The sequence below is a fragment of the Arthrobacter sp. NPDC093139 genome (assembly GCF_044754165.1).
Classification (GTDB): Bacteria; Actinomycetota; Actinomycetes; order Actinomycetales; family Micrococcaceae; genus Arthrobacter.
This window is the reverse complement of the sequence record NZ_JBIVOO010000007.1, coordinates 1-16,866: the sequence shown is the minus strand read 5'-3', so window position 1 is coordinate 16,866 and position 16,866 is coordinate 1. Positions and strand designations below refer to the sequence as shown.

Annotated in this window: 14 protein-coding genes; 12 read left to right on the top strand and 2 right to left on the bottom strand. The window is 64.1% G+C overall.

All coding sequences use genetic code 11. The annotated features are described in order from the left end of the window. Positions 1-174: 174 nt before the first annotated feature. Positions 175-1,179: a LacI family DNA-binding transcriptional regulator gene (locus ACIP90_RS12460; protein WP_400579632.1), complete on the top strand. Its 1,005-nt coding sequence runs from the start codon at positions 175-177 to the stop codon at positions 1,177-1,179. Positions 1,180-1,227: 48 nt separating this feature from the next. Here ACIP90_RS12460 and ACIP90_RS12455 read toward each other — a convergent pair whose 3' ends face one another. Next, positions 1,228-2,784 (bottom strand): glycoside hydrolase family 32 protein, encoded by a 1,557-nt coding sequence (locus ACIP90_RS12455; protein ID WP_400579631.1) that lies wholly within the window; start codon positions 2,782-2,784, stop codon positions 1,228-1,230. Positions 2,785-3,183: 399 nt separating this feature from the next. Between ACIP90_RS12455 and ACIP90_RS12450 the strand changes: the two genes are divergently transcribed. The 11 genes from ACIP90_RS12450 (at position 3,184) to ACIP90_RS12400 (ending at position 16,130) form a co-directional block, all read left to right on the top strand. After that, a complete protein-coding gene (locus ACIP90_RS12450; protein ID WP_400579630.1) occupies positions 3,184-4,620 on the top strand; it encodes a GH32 C-terminal domain-containing protein in 1,437 nt (478 codons plus the stop codon). 44 nt (positions 4,621-4,664) lie between these two features. Then, the gene (locus ACIP90_RS12445) at positions 4,665-5,999 is read left to right on the top strand and encodes an ABC transporter substrate-binding protein (protein ID WP_400579629.1); all 1,335 of its coding nucleotides are present in this window, start codon (positions 4,665-4,667) and stop codon (positions 5,997-5,999) included. A 43-nt stretch (positions 6,000-6,042) separates the two neighbouring features. Then, on the top strand, positions 6,043-6,924 hold the full coding sequence (locus ACIP90_RS12440) for a carbohydrate ABC transporter permease (protein WP_400579628.1): 882 nt from the start codon (positions 6,043-6,045) through the stop codon (positions 6,922-6,924). Then, positions 6,921-7,826, top strand: coding sequence for a carbohydrate ABC transporter permease (locus tag ACIP90_RS12435; protein WP_400579627.1), 906 nt, complete (start codon positions 6,921-6,923; stop codon positions 7,824-7,826). The genes ACIP90_RS12440 and ACIP90_RS12435 overlap by 4 nt, the downstream gene beginning before the upstream one ends. 38 nt (positions 7,827-7,864) lie before the next feature. After that, positions 7,865-8,944 (top strand): LacI family DNA-binding transcriptional regulator, encoded by a 1,080-nt coding sequence (locus ACIP90_RS12430; protein ID WP_400579626.1) that lies wholly within the window; start codon positions 7,865-7,867, stop codon positions 8,942-8,944. 182 nt (positions 8,945-9,126) lie between these two features. Beyond that, entirely contained in the window at positions 9,127-10,140 is a 1,014-nt protein-coding gene (locus tag ACIP90_RS12425; RefSeq protein ID WP_400579625.1) for a LacI family DNA-binding transcriptional regulator, read from the top strand. A gap of 62 nt (positions 10,141-10,202) precedes the next feature. Further along, the gene (locus tag ACIP90_RS12420) at positions 10,203-11,507 is read left to right on the top strand and encodes an ABC transporter substrate-binding protein (RefSeq protein WP_400579624.1); all 1,305 of its coding nucleotides are present in this window, start codon (positions 10,203-10,205) and stop codon (positions 11,505-11,507) included. Next, entirely contained in the window at positions 11,504-12,460 is a 957-nt protein-coding gene (locus tag ACIP90_RS12415) for a carbohydrate ABC transporter permease (protein ID WP_400579623.1), read from the top strand. The genes ACIP90_RS12420 and ACIP90_RS12415 overlap by 4 nt, the downstream gene beginning before the upstream one ends. Continuing rightward, complete coding sequence (locus ACIP90_RS12410; protein WP_400579622.1) at positions 12,453-13,340, top strand: carbohydrate ABC transporter permease; 888 nt, start codon at positions 12,453-12,455, stop codon at positions 13,338-13,340. Before ACIP90_RS12415 ends, ACIP90_RS12410 begins: the two co-directional genes overlap by 8 nt. A gap of 32 nt (positions 13,341-13,372) precedes the next feature. Further along, complete coding sequence (locus tag ACIP90_RS12405; protein WP_400579621.1) at positions 13,373-14,737, top strand: glycoside hydrolase family 172 protein; 1,365 nt, start codon at positions 13,373-13,375, stop codon at positions 14,735-14,737. Between the two features lie 34 nt (positions 14,738-14,771). Further along, positions 14,772-16,130 carry a glycoside hydrolase family 32 protein gene (locus tag ACIP90_RS12400; RefSeq protein ID WP_400579620.1) on the top strand — a complete coding sequence of 453 codons (1,359 nt, stop codon included), beginning with the start codon at positions 14,772-14,774 and terminating at the stop codon, positions 16,128-16,130. A 76-nt stretch (positions 16,131-16,206) separates the two neighbouring features. Here ACIP90_RS12400 and ACIP90_RS12395 read toward each other — a convergent pair. After that, the coding region (locus ACIP90_RS12395; protein WP_400579619.1) for an aldehyde dehydrogenase family protein at positions 16,207-16,866 on the bottom strand (660 nt) is incomplete at its 5' end.

Below are 16,866 nucleotides of genomic sequence, written 5' to 3'. Positions count from 1 at the left end.
TCCGCTGGCCGCCATCCCTCTGGCTGGGGGCGGTGGTGCTCAGCGCCGCGGCGGCTGCGGGCTGGCCGCCCTCAGTTCCTGGGGCCCGGCGAGGACCGCATCGGACGCCCGTCTGTAAACTGGCGGAGGCGGCGCGAAACGTTCGCGTAAACGATTCTCCGAGGGCGGGCGACGATGACGACGATGGTAAAAGTGGCCCAACTGGCCGGCGTGTCCATCTCCACCGTTTCGCACGTCCTGAACGGCACCAGGCACGTTGGCGACGAGACCCGGCAGCGCGTCCTCAAAGCCATCGAGGAAACCTCCTACCGCCAGGATGCGCTGGCCCGCGCCATGCGGCGCTCCCGGACCGACAGCATCGGCCTGATAGTTTCCGACGGCGGCGAGCCGGCTTTCGCTGAAATGATCCGCGGTGTGGAAGAAACCGCCGCCAACCAGGGCATCACCCTCCTCCTTGCCAATTCCGCCGAAGACCCTGAACGCGAGGGCCGCGCCGTCCGGGCCCTCCTGGAGCGCAGGGTGGACGGCCTCATCCTGGCCCGCTCCGCCGGTTCCGGCCCGGAGGCCCTGGCCGAGTTCGCCAACCAGGACACGCCGCTGGTGCTGATGGACCGGCTGTCCGAGGACCCCTTCGACCAAGTGGGCGTGGAAAACACGGCGCCCATCAAGGAACTGGTCGACCATCTCACGTCACAGGGCCACGACCGGATACTGCTGGTGGCCGGGGACACCCGCGTGTCCACATTGCGGGAACGGCACAGCGCCTTCCAGGACGCCATGACGGCAGCCGGCATCCCGCCGTCAGACCAGCTCACCGTCACCGCCGCCGGCCAGGAAGGGGCCGACGCCGGGATAGAGGAAGCACTGTCAGCAGCCGCCCCGCCCACCGCAGTCATCGCCTGCAGCACCGTGCTGGCCGCGGCCGCGCTGCGGCGCATCCAGCAGCGGGGACTTCGGATGCCCGAGGACATCGCCTTCGCCGCCTTCGACGGCTTCGCCTACGCGGATCTGTTCGAGCCCCAGCTCACCACCGTCCGCCAGCCGGCATTCCAGGTAGGTGCCACCGCCGCCCAACTGCTGACCAAGCGCATCGCTGACAAGTTGGCCGAGACCTCCGTTGTCCGGCTGGCGCCAACCATCGAATACCGGGCCTCGACCGGCCCTGCCCCGGCCGCCTAAAAGCACGGGCCAGGCCTCTAAAGACGCCGGGCCCGCTGATCCCAGTTGCTAGATGGGGCTGCCGAACTCGCGGATTCTAATTCCGGTGAAGTCCGCCGGGCCGCCGTCGGCGTAAAACGAGATACCGGTGTCGACGTCGGCGAAATGCACTTGCTGCGACAGCACCGTGTGCCCGGCGTTCACGAACACTTCGACGCTCTGTGTATCGACGAAGATGCGCAGGTGCACCGATCTCGCGTTGGCGTCAATAGGCGCGGCAGCACGCGAGTAAGGCGCGAGCGAGTAGCCGTTCTGGTCCGAGGGCGCACGGTCGACGTAGAGCTCGTCGCCGTACTTGCCAACGTTCGTATGACGCAATCCGTCTAGTGAGCGGCCTACAGAGACCCCAACGTTCGTAGCCGCGTCCCATGAGATGTCGAGCTCGAGCTCGTAGGCGCGCCCACTCCACGGCAGCACGGAACTGCCGTTGACCGTGCGATCAGGGAACGTGGTGGTCGCGGTGGCGTAGCCCGAGAGCGCCTCAACGGGGGCGCTGAGCAGGCTGTACCAGCTGCCCGATTGGTGCTCGAGCCGCAGTTCCCGCACGATCGAGTTCTGCCCGTTGTACCCGTCGGATGCATCGGTGGGTACGTCCCGGGCCGCGTACTTCCAGTTGTTCATCCAGGCGATTGCAAGGCGTTTTGTCTCGGGCGCCTCAACCGATGGCCACGTGACAGCTGCGTACCAGTCCCAGCCCCAGTCGAGCCACTGCGGTGTGAGGTTGCCGGCAATAAACGCCGTGCCGTTCCAGGCGCCAGTCCAATACGCATAGGTCATCGGTAGGCCGATGCTGTAGGCATCCATGCTCGCGCCGAGCACCCAATGCCGTGTGCCGTCGCCAGCGGTCATCTCGAACAGATCGGGGCACTCGATCCCGCCGAGCGCATGGTTCGGGTAGTCGAAGTTGGATTTCCACTGCCAATTCCGCAGGTTCGGCGAGGTGTAAAAGGCCGCGTAGCGTGCCCGTCCGATCACGCACACCCATTCGCTGCGCATCTCGTCCCAATGGATCTTGGGGTCGCGAAACCACTCTGCGTTTTCGATCTCGGCTGGTGTCGCGGCAGTGCGGCCGTCGGTGTTGGCGATCACCGGGTCGGGGAGGGCGGTGAAGGTGTAGCCGCCGTCGGTGGACCAGTAGAGGTACTGCTCCTGATACTTGCGGATCCCGTCGGTGGGCTGTGTCGCGAGTGCGATCACCGCCCCGGCGCCGAAGCCGGCGGTGTTGGCGGCGTCGACGACGGCCGATCCCGACCACACCGGGAAATCGGGCTGCAAGGGCATCACCACGCCGTGGTGGGTGAAAGACACGCCATCACTGGTCGTGGCGTGGTCCCATCCGCCCGGGCCATTATTCTGCCCGGAGTGCAGGTAGTAGAGCTGATAACCGCCGTTGGTATACACGGGGCGTTGCGGGTCGCACAGCCAGCCCGAGGGCGGAGTCATGTGATAGACCGCCCGCAGGGATGACTGGGCGTGCGCTGCCGGTAGGGCGCTGCCAGCGAAAAGGGTAAGTGCCCCGACGCCTGCACCCTGCAGGACAGTGCGTCGTGAGGTTTCGTGCCTCATAAATTGGTTTCCTCTCAAGGTTCGGCGGGCGCCATAGCCAGCTGAACGTGGTGGTAGCGGAGGCGCATAGGGGTGTGGGACATGGGAAGGTCCCGGGCAGCAGTGCGCGCTCTTCGGAGTGAGAAACGTCGACCGGTGTCCCTGAAACTGCCGTCCGTTAGTTGGCGACGGGCGTGGGACTCACCGGTTACGCAGGACGATAGTCCGATCCGGAGGCCGTGGTCAAGCGTTTAATCACCAGGTTGTCACTTTCTCAGGACGGCTCGGTGTATTAATGGTCCTCCTGGGCTGGGAGCGCCGGAAGCAAAAGAGAAAGTTTGCTAAAACGCTTGATCACCACACGCATTAACGCTACCTTCCTAGTGATCAAACGCTTTAGCAGAATGGACATCAGCGCAGATGAAACGCTCAGTCTTCTTCCAGCCCAACCACGGATGGGTTGGGGACCTTATCCCCTTCGAGAAGGATGGAGAGTTCTGGCTCTTCTACCTTCACGAAGACCGCTCGGATCCGAAACCCGGGACCTCATGGAACCTCGTCACCACTAAGGACCTCACGCAGTTTGAGGACCATGGCGTTTCCTTGCATCACGGCAGCGAAACCGATCTGGACTTTAATGCCTACACGGGCAGTATCGTCGTCGACGATACCGGCATCCACCACCTGTTCTACACAGGCCAGAACCCCCGGAATCTCGGCCCTGACGGTCTGCCCCTGCAGCTGGTCATGCACGCCTCGAGCACGGATGGCATGCAGACGTGGGTGAAGCACCCGGAACTCACGTTTGGCGCTCCGGAGGGGTATGAGTCCGGGGACTGGCGGGATCCCTTCGTGTTCCGCGATGAAAGCAGGCACCAGTGGCGGATGCTGTTGGCGGCACGGCATTCCGACGGGCCAGAACGGCGCCGGGGTGTCATTGCCCAGTGCGTGTCCGGTGACCTGATGACCTGGCAGCACACCGAGCCCTTCTGGGATCCACGCCGCTACATTACGCATGAATGCCCCGACGTCTTCGCTTGGGGCGACTGGTGGTACATGGTGTACTCCGAATTCTCGGAATCGTTCACTACCCGGTACCGCATGGCCAAGAGCCCCGACGGGCCCTGGACCGTACCGAACCTGGACAGCATCGACGGCCGCGCGTTCTACGCCTCCAAGACAGCAGAGCGCGAGGGGCGCCGCTTCTTCTTCGGCTGGATCGCCAGCAAGGAAGGCGACACCGATCAGGGACCTTGGCAGTGGGCCGGCACGATGGCCGTGCTGGAAGCCCGCCAAAATCCGGACGGAACCCTGGGATTTTCCTTCGCCGATGAACTCGTGGGCAGCTTCTGGGAGGACATCCCGGTATCCCTGACCAACGACCTGCCGACACGGCTGGGCGTACCGGACGGGTATGCCGCTGTCATATCCGACGAAGAACTGCCCAGCCAGTTTTACACCAAGGCAGTGTTGGACATCGCCCCTAACACCACCGAATGCGGGCTGTTGCTGCGCTCCAGCCAGGACGGGGACCAGTCCTACATTCTGCGCTTGGAACCGAAACGTGGCCGGCTCGTCTTCGACCGCTGGCCACGGGCCATCACAGGAGAGGCCCAATGGCACGTGTCCGGGGACGTTCCGTTCGACATCGAGCTGGAGCGCCCGTGCGACCTTGCTCCGGGCGAGCACACCCTGGAGGTCATCGTCGACGGCGACCTGTGCGTCGCCGTCGTCGACCGGCAGGTAGCTCTCAGCACCCGGGTCTACGACCTGCCCGCGGGACGGATCGGCCTTTTCACCGGCGAAGGATCCGTCACGATCACCGAACTTGAGATCCGTAAGCGCACCGACACCTGAATATCCCCACCCCAACCTCTGTTCAATCAAGGGAGATTGCCGCAATGAAAAAACTAATCCGTGCTGCCGCCGTCGCCGCCGTCGCAGCCTTGGCATTGACAGCCTGCGGCGGCGGAGGGACCAGTGACCCTTCCAACGTCAGCCCCACCGGGGAGATCAAAGCCCGTGAAATCTCGTGGCTGCTTTCCCGGCCGGCTGACGGCGCCGTCATCAACATCATGAAGAAGCTCGCGGACGAGTACGCCAAAGACCACCCGGGCTTCGCGCTGAACCTCGTCACCACACCCGACCGGCCCTCTTACATCCAAAAGCTTGAGACGCTGGCCGCAGCCAACAAACTCCCCGAGCTCTTCGACACCGATGCCACGCCTTTCGCCCAACAGCTGGCCAAACAAGGGAAAATGGTCGACGTCGAAAAGTTGCTGAAGTCCCTGGACGTCTACGACGACTACCGGCCCAGCGCGCTGGACTATCAACGGTTCGACGACGGGTCCCTGAATATGATTCCGTTCCAGTTCGAGCTGGAGTTCATCTGGTACAACAAGGCCCTGCTGCAGAAGGCCGGGGTCTCCGTGCCGAAGTCCCTCGATGACATCCCCGCCATGTGCACCGCCCTGCGCGCGGCCGGCATCACACCTATTGCCATCGACGGCCAGGACCAATGGCCTCTGGAGCGGTATATCGCCTACCAGCCCTTCCGTGAAGCCGGGCCGGACTTCATTCAGAAGCTCAAGAAGGGCGAAGCAAAGTTCTCTGACCCCGCAGGCCAGAAGAGCGTCGAATGGCTGGCTTCGCTCGGCAAGGCGAAGTGTTTCCAGGACGGCTTCTCATCCCAGGGCTACTCCGATGCCCAGAACCAGTTCACCTCGGGACAGGCAGCAATGTACAACATCGGTACCTGGGAACTGCCAAGCCTGGCGACGGACAAGCTGAATCCTGAAGTGCGTAAGGACATCGACTTCTTCACCCTGCCCACGACTGCAGGATCCGTCACGGCCGCAAATGAGTTCGTCTCCCCGTCCGGGATCGGCATGGCCGTCAACTCCAAGACCTACGACCCGCTCGTGAGTGACTTCCTGAAGTTCGCCCTGACGAAGTACCCGTCCGAATACGCGGCCACCGGTGCACTGTCGCCGACCACGAACGTCGAGACGGCCGTACCGGCCAACGCCACGCCCTTGTACAAGAAGGCCTTGGAGAAGGCCAACGACCTCGGGGTAAAGCAGGCCATGCCGTGGGACACGCAGCTCGACCCGACCACCAACGGCAGGCTGCAGCAGGAGCTCGTGCTCCTGGTCCAAGGCAACATCACGCCCGAACAGTTCACCAGCACGATGGACAGCACCATCGCGCAGAACGCCCCGAAGTTCTTCAAGTAATCACAGCGGTGGGGGCTACGGCCCCCACCCGAAAGGCCCAGCCATGCTCCCCAACAGGTCACGACTCTCTGTCCTGGTCTTCCTGCTCCCACCCCTGCTGCTGTACGGCGTCGCAGTGCTGTTCCCCATCATGCAGTCGCTGTTTCTTAGCTTCTTTTCCTGGAACGGCATCAGCGACATGGAGTTCGTGGGGCTCGCCAACTACGTGCGGATGCTCACGGCAGACGACATCTTCTGGCGCTCCTTCTTCAACGCCCTCGGTTATCTCGCCATCTGCCTGGTCCTGCAGCTCGGCGGCGCCCTGCTCGTCGCCAGCCTCCTCACCTCAATGCGACGCGGCCGCGAGCTCATCAAAACTCTCTATCTCCTGCCGGCCGTGATCTCCACAGTTGCTATCGCGTTCCTCTTCGTGCGCATCTACTCGATCGAACCGGTGGGCCTCCTCAACCAGCTCCTGCACTGGATCGGCCTCGGCGCTTTTGAACGCCCCTGGCTCTCGGACATCAACAGCGTCCTCACCGCAGTATCGGCCCCGGAAGGCTGGCGGTTCACCGGCCTTTACATGCTCATCATCTACGCGGCGCTGCTGTCCGTCCCGCAGGAACTGGAGGAAGCCGCCCGCCTCGACGGCGCCTCGCGGTGGCAACTGTTCACCAAGATCCGCTTCCCGCACATCATGCCCGTCTGGATCACCACCACGATCATGGCAACCACTTACGGCCTGCGCGGATTCGACATCCCGTACCTCATGACAAACGGCGGCCCCGGACAGTCCTCGGAGCTCCTGACCACCTACATGTACAAGACGGCTTTCACGAGCACCGACTTCGGATACGCCAGCACCATCGCCGTCTTCATCGTCGTCGAGTGCCTGGTCGCCGTCGGGCTCATTCTCTTCATGCTCAAACGAAAGGCGGACGCATGACCGCGCCAGCAGCTCCTGTTACAAGGCCCCTCCCGGCCCCATCAGACAGCCCGCCGCCCCTCCGCAGGCGGCGGCCGCCCAGCCTCCACAGCACGCTGTCAAAGGTGATCATCGCCCTCATCGTCATCGTGCAGGTCTACCCTCTGGCCTGGCTCTTCATCACGAGCCTGCGCACCGAACATGACTTCGCGACCGGCGACCCTTTCGCGCTCCCCAAGGCGATCACCTTCGATAACTACGCCCGCGCCTTCGAAACGGGCAACCTCGGAATGAACATCCTCAACAGCTTCATCGTCACGATGGGCGCCAACCTCCTGATTGTGCTCCTGGGCATGATGGCCGCCTACGCCCTGCAGGTCCTCGGCTTCCGCTTCAGCAAATTCATCCGCAGCCTTTTCCTGATCGGCATCATCGTGCCTGTGCAGATCGCGCTTGTGCCGCTCTTCATCGACTACTCGACCATCAACCTGCTCGACACGTACCCATCGATGATCATCCCCCTGGCCGGCTTCGCCCTTCCGATGTCGATCTACCTTTTCTCCTCGTTCTTTGAGTACATCCCGCGGGAAACGTACGAGGCAGCCTCTCTTGACGGAGCAGGCCCGTACCGCATCTTCGGACTTATCACCCTCCCCCTTTCGGTGAATACCGTCGTGACAGTCGTGCTGGTCAACAGCATCTTCATCTGGAACGACTTCATTTTCGCCAACACCTTCGTCCTCTCCGAGGAACTGAAGACCATTCCGCTGGGCCTGCAGAACTATATCGGCGCGATGGGCAAGACTGACTGGACAGCCACGTTCGCGGCCGTCTGCGTCACCATCACGCCCCTGCTGCTGGTGTTCCTCGTGCTGAACAAAGCAATGATCCAAGGCCTGGAAAGTGGGGCGACGAAGGGATGACGGCCATGGCAGACGGATATACTCCTGATGGAGGGCACATGATTTCGCAGGAGAAAAATTCAGGCAAAGCGGCCACCCCCGACGTTCCTGTCAGAACGGGCACCGCCCATCCAGTCACCCTCCGCGAGGTTGCTGAAGCAGCCGGCGTGTCCACCGCCACCGTCTCGCTGGTCATCAACAAGAAGAAGAATGCCCGCATTGCGGATGAGACGCGGCAACGAGTCAACGACGCGATCCGGCAGCTCGGTTACCGACCCAACGCATTGGCCAAGACCCTGGTCAGCGGCACGTCACGGTTCATCGGGCTGGTCGCAGATGGCGTGGCCACCACCCCCTTCGCCGGCCAGATCATCCACGGCGCCCAGGACGAAGCCTGGAAACACGGGTACGCCCTTCTTATCGCCAACACCGAAGGCAACCGCGAGCTTGAAAAGGACGCCATCGCCATGATGCTCGAATACAAGGTGCGCGGAATCCTCTACTCCACCTGGTTCCATCGGCCAACCGACATCCCGGACACCTTGCGCGAAGCGGACTTCGTCCTCGTCAACTGCTTCTCTCCAGAGCCTGGGGCGGCCCGCGCCGTCGTACCCGACGAAGTACAGGGTGGGCACTCCGCCACTGAAATCCTGCTTCGCGGCGGCCACCGGCGCATCGCTTTCATCAATGCCACCATCCCCGCACCTGCCAAGGACGGCCGGCTACAGGGCTACAAGAATGCCCTGGAGGCTGCCGGAATTCCATTCGACTCCGACCTGGTGATGGAAGCCTATCCGGATCAGGAAGGTGGATACGGCGCTACCGACGAACTGCTCAAGCGCCACGTCACAGCCGTGTACTGCTACAACGACCGTATGGCCATGGGACTTTACGACGGCCTGCGGGAAAATGGGCTCTCCATCCCGGACGACATCGCCGTGGTGGGTTTCGATAACCAGGAAGTAATCGCCGCTCACCTTCGCCCCCCGCTGTCCACGGTTTCCCTGCCCCATTACGAACTCGGTGCGGCAGGAGTGCGCATGCTGCTGGGCCTGGACGGCGCACCGAATGCCTCCGCCGTGAAGATCGCCTGCCCCGCAATTGAGCGCGCTTCTGTTGCTCTTCACTCACCGGCATAGGTTCTAAACACCCGCGACGGCGGCGCGTCCCCTGAGTGGGGGCGCGCCGCCTCGGGTCCGGGATCAGCGCAACCCCCTGAGCTGAGAAACCCTCAGATCCCTTTCTGTGACCCATTGCACATCGAAACGTTTGCGTCTACTATCGAAACGTTCGCGCAAACGTTTTTCTTGAAGGAGGCGCAGTGGCAACCATCGTCGATGTCGCATCACTTGCCGGTGTTTCGACGTCCACTGTGTCGCACGTCCTCAACGAAACCCGGCACGTCGAACCCGAGACCAAGGCCCGCGTCATGAGTGCGGTGCAGGCGACGGGCTACCGGCGGGACGTGCTGGCCCGTTCCATGCGCCGCGCCAGGACAGACTCCATCGGCCTCGTTGTTTCGGACGCCGGGGAGCCGGCCTTTGCGGACATGGTGCACGGAGTGGAGGAGGCCGCAGCGCAGCTCGGCCTGTCCCTGCTGCTGGCGAACTCGGCGGAAGATCCCGCCAGGGAGCGCGCCGCGGTGGAGGCACTGCTGGACCGCCGCGTGGACGGCCTGATCATCGCGCGGGCAGCCGGCTCACAAGCCGGGCTGCTTGAGCGGATCCGGAACGAAAAGAAGCCCCTGGTGCTGCTGGACCGGCTCGCGGACCTGGAAGTGGACCAGGTGGGGGTGAACAACCAGGCCGCCATGGCAGCCCTGGTTGACCACCTCACCGACCGCGGCCACGAACGGATCATGCTCATCTCGGGCGATCTGCGGGTCTCATCGCTCCGCGAGCGCCATGACGGTTTCCGCGCCGCCATGGCCAAACGCGGCCTGGAGGTACCGGCCAGCCTGCTGTGCGAAGGAACGGTCACAGCCCAGACGACCTTTGACCGGGTCCGGCCGCTGCTTGACGGCTCCGCCGCCGCGGGTCCGACGGCGATCCTGGCCTGCAGCACCGTGTTGGCGGCGGGAGCCCTCCGTGCAGTCCAGCACCAAGGGCTGAAAGTACCCGGGACCATGGCCTTCGCCACGTTCGACGGCTTTACCTACCCGGACCTGTTCCAGCCCCAGATCACCACGGTACGCCAACCGGCTTTCCAGCTCGGCGAGAACGCCGTGGGTCTACTGATGCGGCGCCTCGAGGACCCCTCCGCCCCCACTAAGATCCTGCGGCTCGAATCCGAGATCGAGTTCCGCAGCTCCACCGAACAACACCTCCACCAGTAACTGCTCTACAAACCCCATCGCATCCCATCAGCGCATCCGCGCCGCATGCAAAGGAGCATCACATGAGAAAAACAGTCCGCACCACCATCGCCTCGGCGGCAGCCGCGGCCCTGCTGGCCCTCACCGCCTGCGGAAGCGCCACGGATTCCGCCGCACCGGCGGCAGACGGCCCCTACTCCGCCCCCGCGAAGGACATCACCGCCACCATCTCCGTTTCGAACTGGGGCGACCCGGGAGACAAAGCCGTGTACGACGGCGTCGCCGAACGCTTCAAGGAGAAGTACCCCCACGTGACGGTGAACAACAACTTCACCCCCATCACCACCTGGACCGAATACGTGAACAAGCTCGTCACGCAGGCCGCCGCCGGGCAGGCCCCGGACGTCATCAACATCGCCACCGAAGGTGTGGAGCTCGGCCTGGCCAACGAGCTGTTCACACCCCTGGACGGCTTCCTCAAGAACGACCCCGAAGCCGCATCCCTGCGCAAGGACATCGACCCGAAGCTGCTCGAAGGGTTCAGCAAGGACGGCTCCACCTACCTGATGCCCAACACGTTCAACACCATGGTGATCTACTACAACACCAAGATGTTCGAGGCGGCAGGAATCGAGCGGCCCAGCGATGACTGGACCTGGGACGACTTCCTGGCGATCGCCAAGAAGCTGACCACCGGTTCAGGCGCCAACAAGGTCTACGGCTTCGCCATGCCGTACTACTCCTTCGGCATCACCCCGTGGCTGTACTCCAACGACACGTCGATGATGAGCGAGGACCTGCAAACCGCCCAGCTGACCGACGAAAAGGTCAAGGAAACGGTGGGCTGGGTCCGCGACCTTGTCACGGAGCACGGAGTGTCGCCGCAGCCCAAGGGATCTGACCCGTACCAGCTGTTCCCTGCCGGCAAGGCAGCCATGACCGGCGCCGGGCACTTCGTCACCGGCGGGTTCGAAAAGGCAGGCTTCGAAGACTACGACATCCTCCCGTGGCCGAAGGGAACCACCAAGTCCACGGTATTCGGCGCCGGAGCATTCGCCGTCTCCAAGACCTCCAAGAACCCGGAGCTGTCCTGGGAGTTCATCAAGATGCTGACCGACCAGCAGACGCAGAAAAAATGGGCCGACGCCGGCGCCGCCGTGCCGTCCACCAAGACTGCCGCTTCATCACCGGAGTTCCTGGCCTCCCCCAAGCACGCTGCGGAGTTTTACAACTCCCTCTCCTACGCCAAGCCGGTAGCCGCCCCCCGCGCCTACAACGTGCTGGATCCGGCGTTCATGCGGGCCATGGACGAGATCATGTCCGGCCAGGACATCGGCTCCTCACTGGAGAAGGCCCAAAAGGACGTTGAGGAGGCACTGCAGCAATGACACTGACCGCCCCCACAACCCAGCTGCCCCCTGCGCCCCCAACAGGGCACGGGGGCCGCCCCGGGCACCGCAGCGCGGCCCGCCGCCGGGAAGCCCTCACCGGGTACGCGTTCACGGCACCCACCGTCATCGGGTTCCTGGTTTTCGTCCTGGGACCCCTGGTGGCTGCCCTCTACCTGAGCCTCACCAAGTACAACATCCTGACGGCACCCAAGTTCGTCGGCCTCGACAACTACATCCGCATGTTCCGGGACGAACGCCTGGCCACAACGTACGGCAACACGGTCATCTACGTGGGTGCCGCCGTCGTCCTCATCAACGGTTTCGCGCTCCTGTTCGCCGTCCTGATCAACCAGCGGCTCCCCCGGGCCCTGACATACGTCTTCCGCTCGGCGTACTTCTTCCCGTACCTGGTTGCCCTGGTCTACGTGTCCATCATCTGGCAGGCGCTGTTCCAGAAGGACACCGGCATCCTGAACTACTACCTCACCGCCATGGGCGGGGAACGGATCGACTGGCTCAACAGCTCCGAGTTCTCCAAGGCATCCGTGATCATCGTGGACACCTGGCGGAACGTGGGGTTCGCCATGCTGATTTTCGTGGCGGCCCTGCAGGAAGTCCCCAAGGACATGGTGGAGGCCGCCCGCATGGACGGTGCCAATGAGTGGCAGGTCTTCCGCCGGATCGTCCTGCCGATGATCAGCCAGGCCACGTTCTTCAACATCACCATCACCATCATCGGCGCGTTCCAGATCTACGAATCGATCATTGTGCTCACCCGGGGAGGCCCGGGTGACGCCAGCCGCAGCGTGGTGATGTACATCGCCGAAGTGGCCTTCAACAAGTTCGATATGGGCTACGCCTCAGCCATCGCGGTAACACTGTTCCTCATCATCATGCTGGTGACGCTGCTGCAGTTCCGCCTTCGAAAGTCATGGGTGAACAATGAGTAACCTCAACGTCCCGGTCCTCCCCTCCCGCAAAAGCAACGAAAAAGCCGTACGACGGCGGCCCGGCGTCGGGAAGTCCGTTTCAGTTGCGCTGCTGGTCATCGGTGCGGTGGGGATGATCGCCCCGTTCCTCTGGATGTTCACCACGTCGCTTCGGGACGCCAGCCACGCGTACGACCTGCCGCCGCAGTGGCTGCCCACCGAATGGGACTGGTCCAACTACGCCGCGGCAGTCAGCGGGCCAGTGCCCATCCTGCGGAACATGCTCAACAGCGCCGTCATCGCCATCGCCGTCAGCATCGGCATGATCATCACGGCGCCGATGGCCGGCTATGCCTTCGCCAAGCTGGAGTTCCCCGGCCGCAACTCCATCTTCGTGGGCCTGCTGTCCTCGCTGATGGTTCCGGCACAGGTGACCATCATTCCGCTGTTCCTGCTGATGCGGACCTTCGGTCTGCTGGATAACCCTCTTAGCCTGATCCTGCCGGGGATCACCGGCGCGCTTGGCGTCTTCCTGCTGCGGCAGTTCTTCCTGGGGCTGCCACAGGAAATCATCGACGCTGCCCGCATGGACGGAGCCACCGCCTGGCAGACGTACCGGCTGATCGCGCTGCCGCTGGCCAAGAACGCCGTGAGCACTCTGGGCGTCATCACTTTCCTGGGCAGCTGGAACGCCTACTTCGCGCCGTCGATCTTCCTCAACAGCACGGACACCGCCACCCTGCCGCTGGGCCTGGTCCTGATGCTCGGCCCTTATGGTGCCGGGAACGTGGCCCAGGTGATGGCCGCAACCACCATCGCCATCGCCCCCGCGCTCATCGTCTTCCTCGTGGCCCAGCGATGGATCATCGCCAGCCTCACCCAATCAGCCGTCAAGGGCTAACCACCACCTCTCTTACGAAAGGCACCACTCCCATGGCATCATCGCCCCGCTCCGGCCTGCTCTCGAGCCTGACAAAGCTCTCCACCGCCCGCACGGCCCGCGCCTCCAGCTGGGACCAGTCCGGCCGGAACCGCGACAACTGGATCGTCATGCCCGGCGAGGAGCGTGTCCTTGCAGACATCGAGGGGCCGGGCGCCATCACCCACATCTGGATGACCCAGTCCTGCCGGATCCAGCCCGGCCCCGGCCAGATCTCCCCGGAACTCGTGGGCGTACCCATGCTCGAAATCCACAACGCCCTGGGCGTCAGCTGGGAAGTGGTGGACCCGGACTACTACCGCAAGATCGTCCTCAAAATGTACTGGGATGACCAGGAGACGCCGAGCGTCATCGCACCTCTGGGTGACTTCTTCGGCCTGCTGAACTCCCTGTCCGGCTCCTACGACTCGCTGCCTCTCTCCGTCTCCGCGAAGGAAGGGGAGCTGAACACCTTCGGCGGCAGCGCGGCGTTCAACAGCTACTTCGAGATGCCGTTCAACTCCCGGGCAAGGATCGTCGTCGAAAACCAGAACGACATCCCCTACCTGCAGTACTTCTACATCGACTACGAGCTCTACACCGAGCCCCTGCCAGAGGACACCGCCTACTTCCACGCCCACTGGCGCCGGCAGAAGCCCAACGCCGGCTGGGGCCCGGACCTGCAGACCAACAGCATCGAGGTGGCCATCCCCAACCTCTCGGGGGACGACAACTATGTTGTCCTGGAAACCGAAGGACAGGGACACTACGTGGGGTGCAACCTGGCCGTGCGCCACTTCCAGGGCTCCTGGTGGGGCGAGGGCGACGACATGATCTTCATCGACGACGACACCTGGCCGCCCAGCCTGCACGGCACGGGCATGGAGGACTACTTCGGCCACGCCTGGGGCATGCAGCACAACGCCTTCCTGATGAACGGCACCATGGTCCACGAAGAAAACGTGCCCGGCTTCCACCACAGCTACCGCTTCCACATGACGGATCCCATCAGGTTCCAGAAGCGCATCAAGGTCACGTTCGAGCACGGCCACGCCAACCACCTCTCCGACGACTGGTCCTCCACCGCCTACTGGTACCAGACACTCCCCTCCCCCGTTCTGGACATCGACCCCGTGGAGGAACGCCTGCCGCTGCGGCCGCGTGAGCAGGTGGAAGAGCGCCCCCTCCCGGACCTGACGCCGGCCCAGCAGGCCGCCCGCGATGCCTCGGCTGCGCGGATGAAGCAGTTCACCGAAACGCGGGACGCGGTCCGGAACGAGCGCAGGGCAGAAATCGACGCATGGGAGAAGGCCAACGCCGAGCAGGCGCGGGAAGTCCGGCAACGCTTCCTGGCCGCCAACAGCGTCCTGGCCCAGTAACCCCACAATCCCCGAAAAGCAGAAAAGGATCAGCATGAACATGCAGGAACCGCGGCCCGCCTTCCACTTCACAGCCGCCGAAGGGTGGATCAACGATCCCCTTGGAATGACCTGGAAGGACGGCCAGTACCACCTCTTCTACCAGTACGTTCCGGGCCGCACCACGTGGGCCTCCAACTGCCACTGGGGCCACGCCACCTCCCCGGACATGATCGCGTGGACCGAGCAGGGCGTCGCCGTGGCGCCCGGGGACGGGGACGACGGCGTCTGGTCGGGTTCCATTGTCACCGGCGAGGAAGGTGCCGTGACCATGTTCTACACGTCGGTCACCGAGCCGGACATTGGCGTCGGCACCGTCCGCACTGCAACTCCGGACGACGCCTCTTGGACCTCGTGGACCAAGGGTGCGAAGCTGATGACCGCGCCGGATCTTGGCGTGGTGGCTTACCGGGACCCGTTCGTTTTCCGCGATGGCGGGCAGTGGCGGATGTTCGTGGGCGCCGGGCTGGAGGGCGGAACCGCAGCGGCTATTTCCTACAGTTCCCCGGACCTGGCGCAGTGGACGCTGGACGGCATCGCCGCACAGCGCACCGGCACGGAGACGGACCCTGTTTGGACCGGCACCATGTGGGAATGCCCCCAACTGTTTGAGATCGGCGGCTCCCACGTCCTGGTCACCTCCGTCTGGGAGGACGACGTGCTGCATTACGTGGCCTACGGTGTGGGAACCTACTCCGACGGGAAGTTCACCGCCCGTTCCTGGGGTCAGCTCAGCTTCGGCAAGAGCTACTACGCGCCGTCGTTCTTCCGGGACAAGGACGGTGCCCCGTCGCTGATTTTCTGGATCCGCGGCGTAGTCAGCCCCGACGGACAGTGGGCCAGCGCGCTGAGCATTCCGCACACGCTGACCCTCGACGGTGACACGCTGGTGGCCACCCCGCACCCCGACCTCGCGCAGTATTCCCAGCCGGGGCACCTGGAGCAGATGGGCGCCACGGTTTTCGAGACCGTGCTCGACGGCGGCGGGGACCTGCGGTGCACCGTCACCGCCGGGACGGCCATCCGCCTCGCCACCCTGGACGGTCCCCTGGCCACCATGCGGCACGACGGGAAAGGCATCCGCGTGACGGCTGCCGGGAACGCCGATTTCGCCGACGCGTTTCTGCCGGCGGACGCGGGGGCCGGACTCCGGGTGATCATCGACGCCGGCGTGCTGGAACTCTCCGGCAGGCAAGGAATCATGGCGGTCCCGCTGCCCGTCATGGACTCGCCGGTGACGCTGACCGTGAGTGGTGCCTCCGGCACGCCCCTGCTGCACACGGTGACGAGGCCGGCGCCTCGGGCGGCGGACCTGCATCTTGCTGCCACGTCCCTGCCGTACCTCCTCGGCTAGCCCCGAACCCCTGCCGGCCGTGAACCTTCCTTCGTGGAGGCTGCGGCGGCAGGGGAAACCGGGAGACCAGCGGCGGTTAGTTGGAGGGGAAGTTGTAGGAGGCGCCGGAGAATTGGTCAGCTTCGGGCCAGCGGGAGGTGACGACCTTGCCGCGGGTGTAGAAGGAGACGCCTTCGGGGCCGTAGATGTGCTTGTCGCCGAAGAGCGAGGCCTTCCAGCCGCCGAAGGAGTGGTACGCCACCGGGACGGGCAGCGGCACGTTGATGCCGACCATGCCCACGCTCACGGAGCGCTGGAACTTCCGCGCGGAAGCGCCGGAGGAGGTGAAGATGGCGGTGCCGTTGCCGTAGGGGTTGGAGTTGATCAGCCTGATCCCGGCGTCCAGGTCCTCCACACGGACCACCACGAGGACGGGTCCGAAGATTTCCTCGGTGTAGGCCGTCATCTGGGTCGTCACGTGGTCGATCACGGTAGGGCCGACCCAGAACCCTTCCTCGTGGCCGGGGACCACGAGATCGCGGCCGTCCACCACCATGGCAGCGCCGGCCTGTTCGGCCTCAGTGACGATCCGCACGATGCGTTCCCTGGATTCCGGAGTGATGACCGGACCCATCTCGGCGCCGGGGGCCGTGCCGTTGTCAACCTTCACGGCCAGGGCACGCTCCTGGACCTTCTTCACCAGCAGGTCAGCGGCATCCCCGACGGCGACCGCCACGGAGATCGCCATGCAGCGCTG

Excerpts from the sequence above, each read along its gene's own strand:
- ACIP90_RS12455 (WP_400579631.1), bottom strand. The coding sequence starts at position 2,784 with ATGAGGCACGAAACCTCACGACGCACTGTCCTGCAGGGTGCAGGCGTC.
- ACIP90_RS12430 (WP_400579626.1), top strand. The coding sequence starts at position 7,865 with ATGATTTCGCAGGAGAAAAATTCAGGCAAAGCGGCCACCCCCGACGTT.
- ACIP90_RS12415 (WP_400579623.1), top strand. The coding sequence starts at position 11,504 with ATGACACTGACCGCCCCCACAACCCAGCTGCCCCCTGCGCCCCCAACA.
- ACIP90_RS12460 (WP_400579632.1), top strand. The coding sequence starts at position 175 with ATGACGACGATGGTAAAAGTGGCCCAACTGGCCGGCGTGTCCATCTCC.
- ACIP90_RS12435 (WP_400579627.1), top strand. The coding sequence starts at position 6,921 with ATGACCGCGCCAGCAGCTCCTGTTACAAGGCCCCTCCCGGCCCCATCA.
- ACIP90_RS12420 (WP_400579624.1), top strand. The coding sequence starts at position 10,203 with ATGAGAAAAACAGTCCGCACCACCATCGCCTCGGCGGCAGCCGCGGCC.
- ACIP90_RS12405 (WP_400579621.1), top strand. The coding sequence starts at position 13,373 with ATGGCATCATCGCCCCGCTCCGGCCTGCTCTCGAGCCTGACAAAGCTC.
- ACIP90_RS12450 (WP_400579630.1), top strand. The coding sequence starts at position 3,184 with ATGAAACGCTCAGTCTTCTTCCAGCCCAACCACGGATGGGTTGGGGAC.
- ACIP90_RS12445 (WP_400579629.1), top strand. The coding sequence starts at position 4,665 with ATGAAAAAACTAATCCGTGCTGCCGCCGTCGCCGCCGTCGCAGCCTTG.
- ACIP90_RS12410 (WP_400579622.1), top strand. The coding sequence starts at position 12,453 with ATGAGTAACCTCAACGTCCCGGTCCTCCCCTCCCGCAAAAGCAACGAA.
- ACIP90_RS12440 (WP_400579628.1), top strand. The coding sequence starts at position 6,043 with ATGCTCCCCAACAGGTCACGACTCTCTGTCCTGGTCTTCCTGCTCCCA.
- ACIP90_RS12400 (WP_400579620.1), top strand. The coding sequence starts at position 14,772 with ATGAACATGCAGGAACCGCGGCCCGCCTTCCACTTCACAGCCGCCGAA.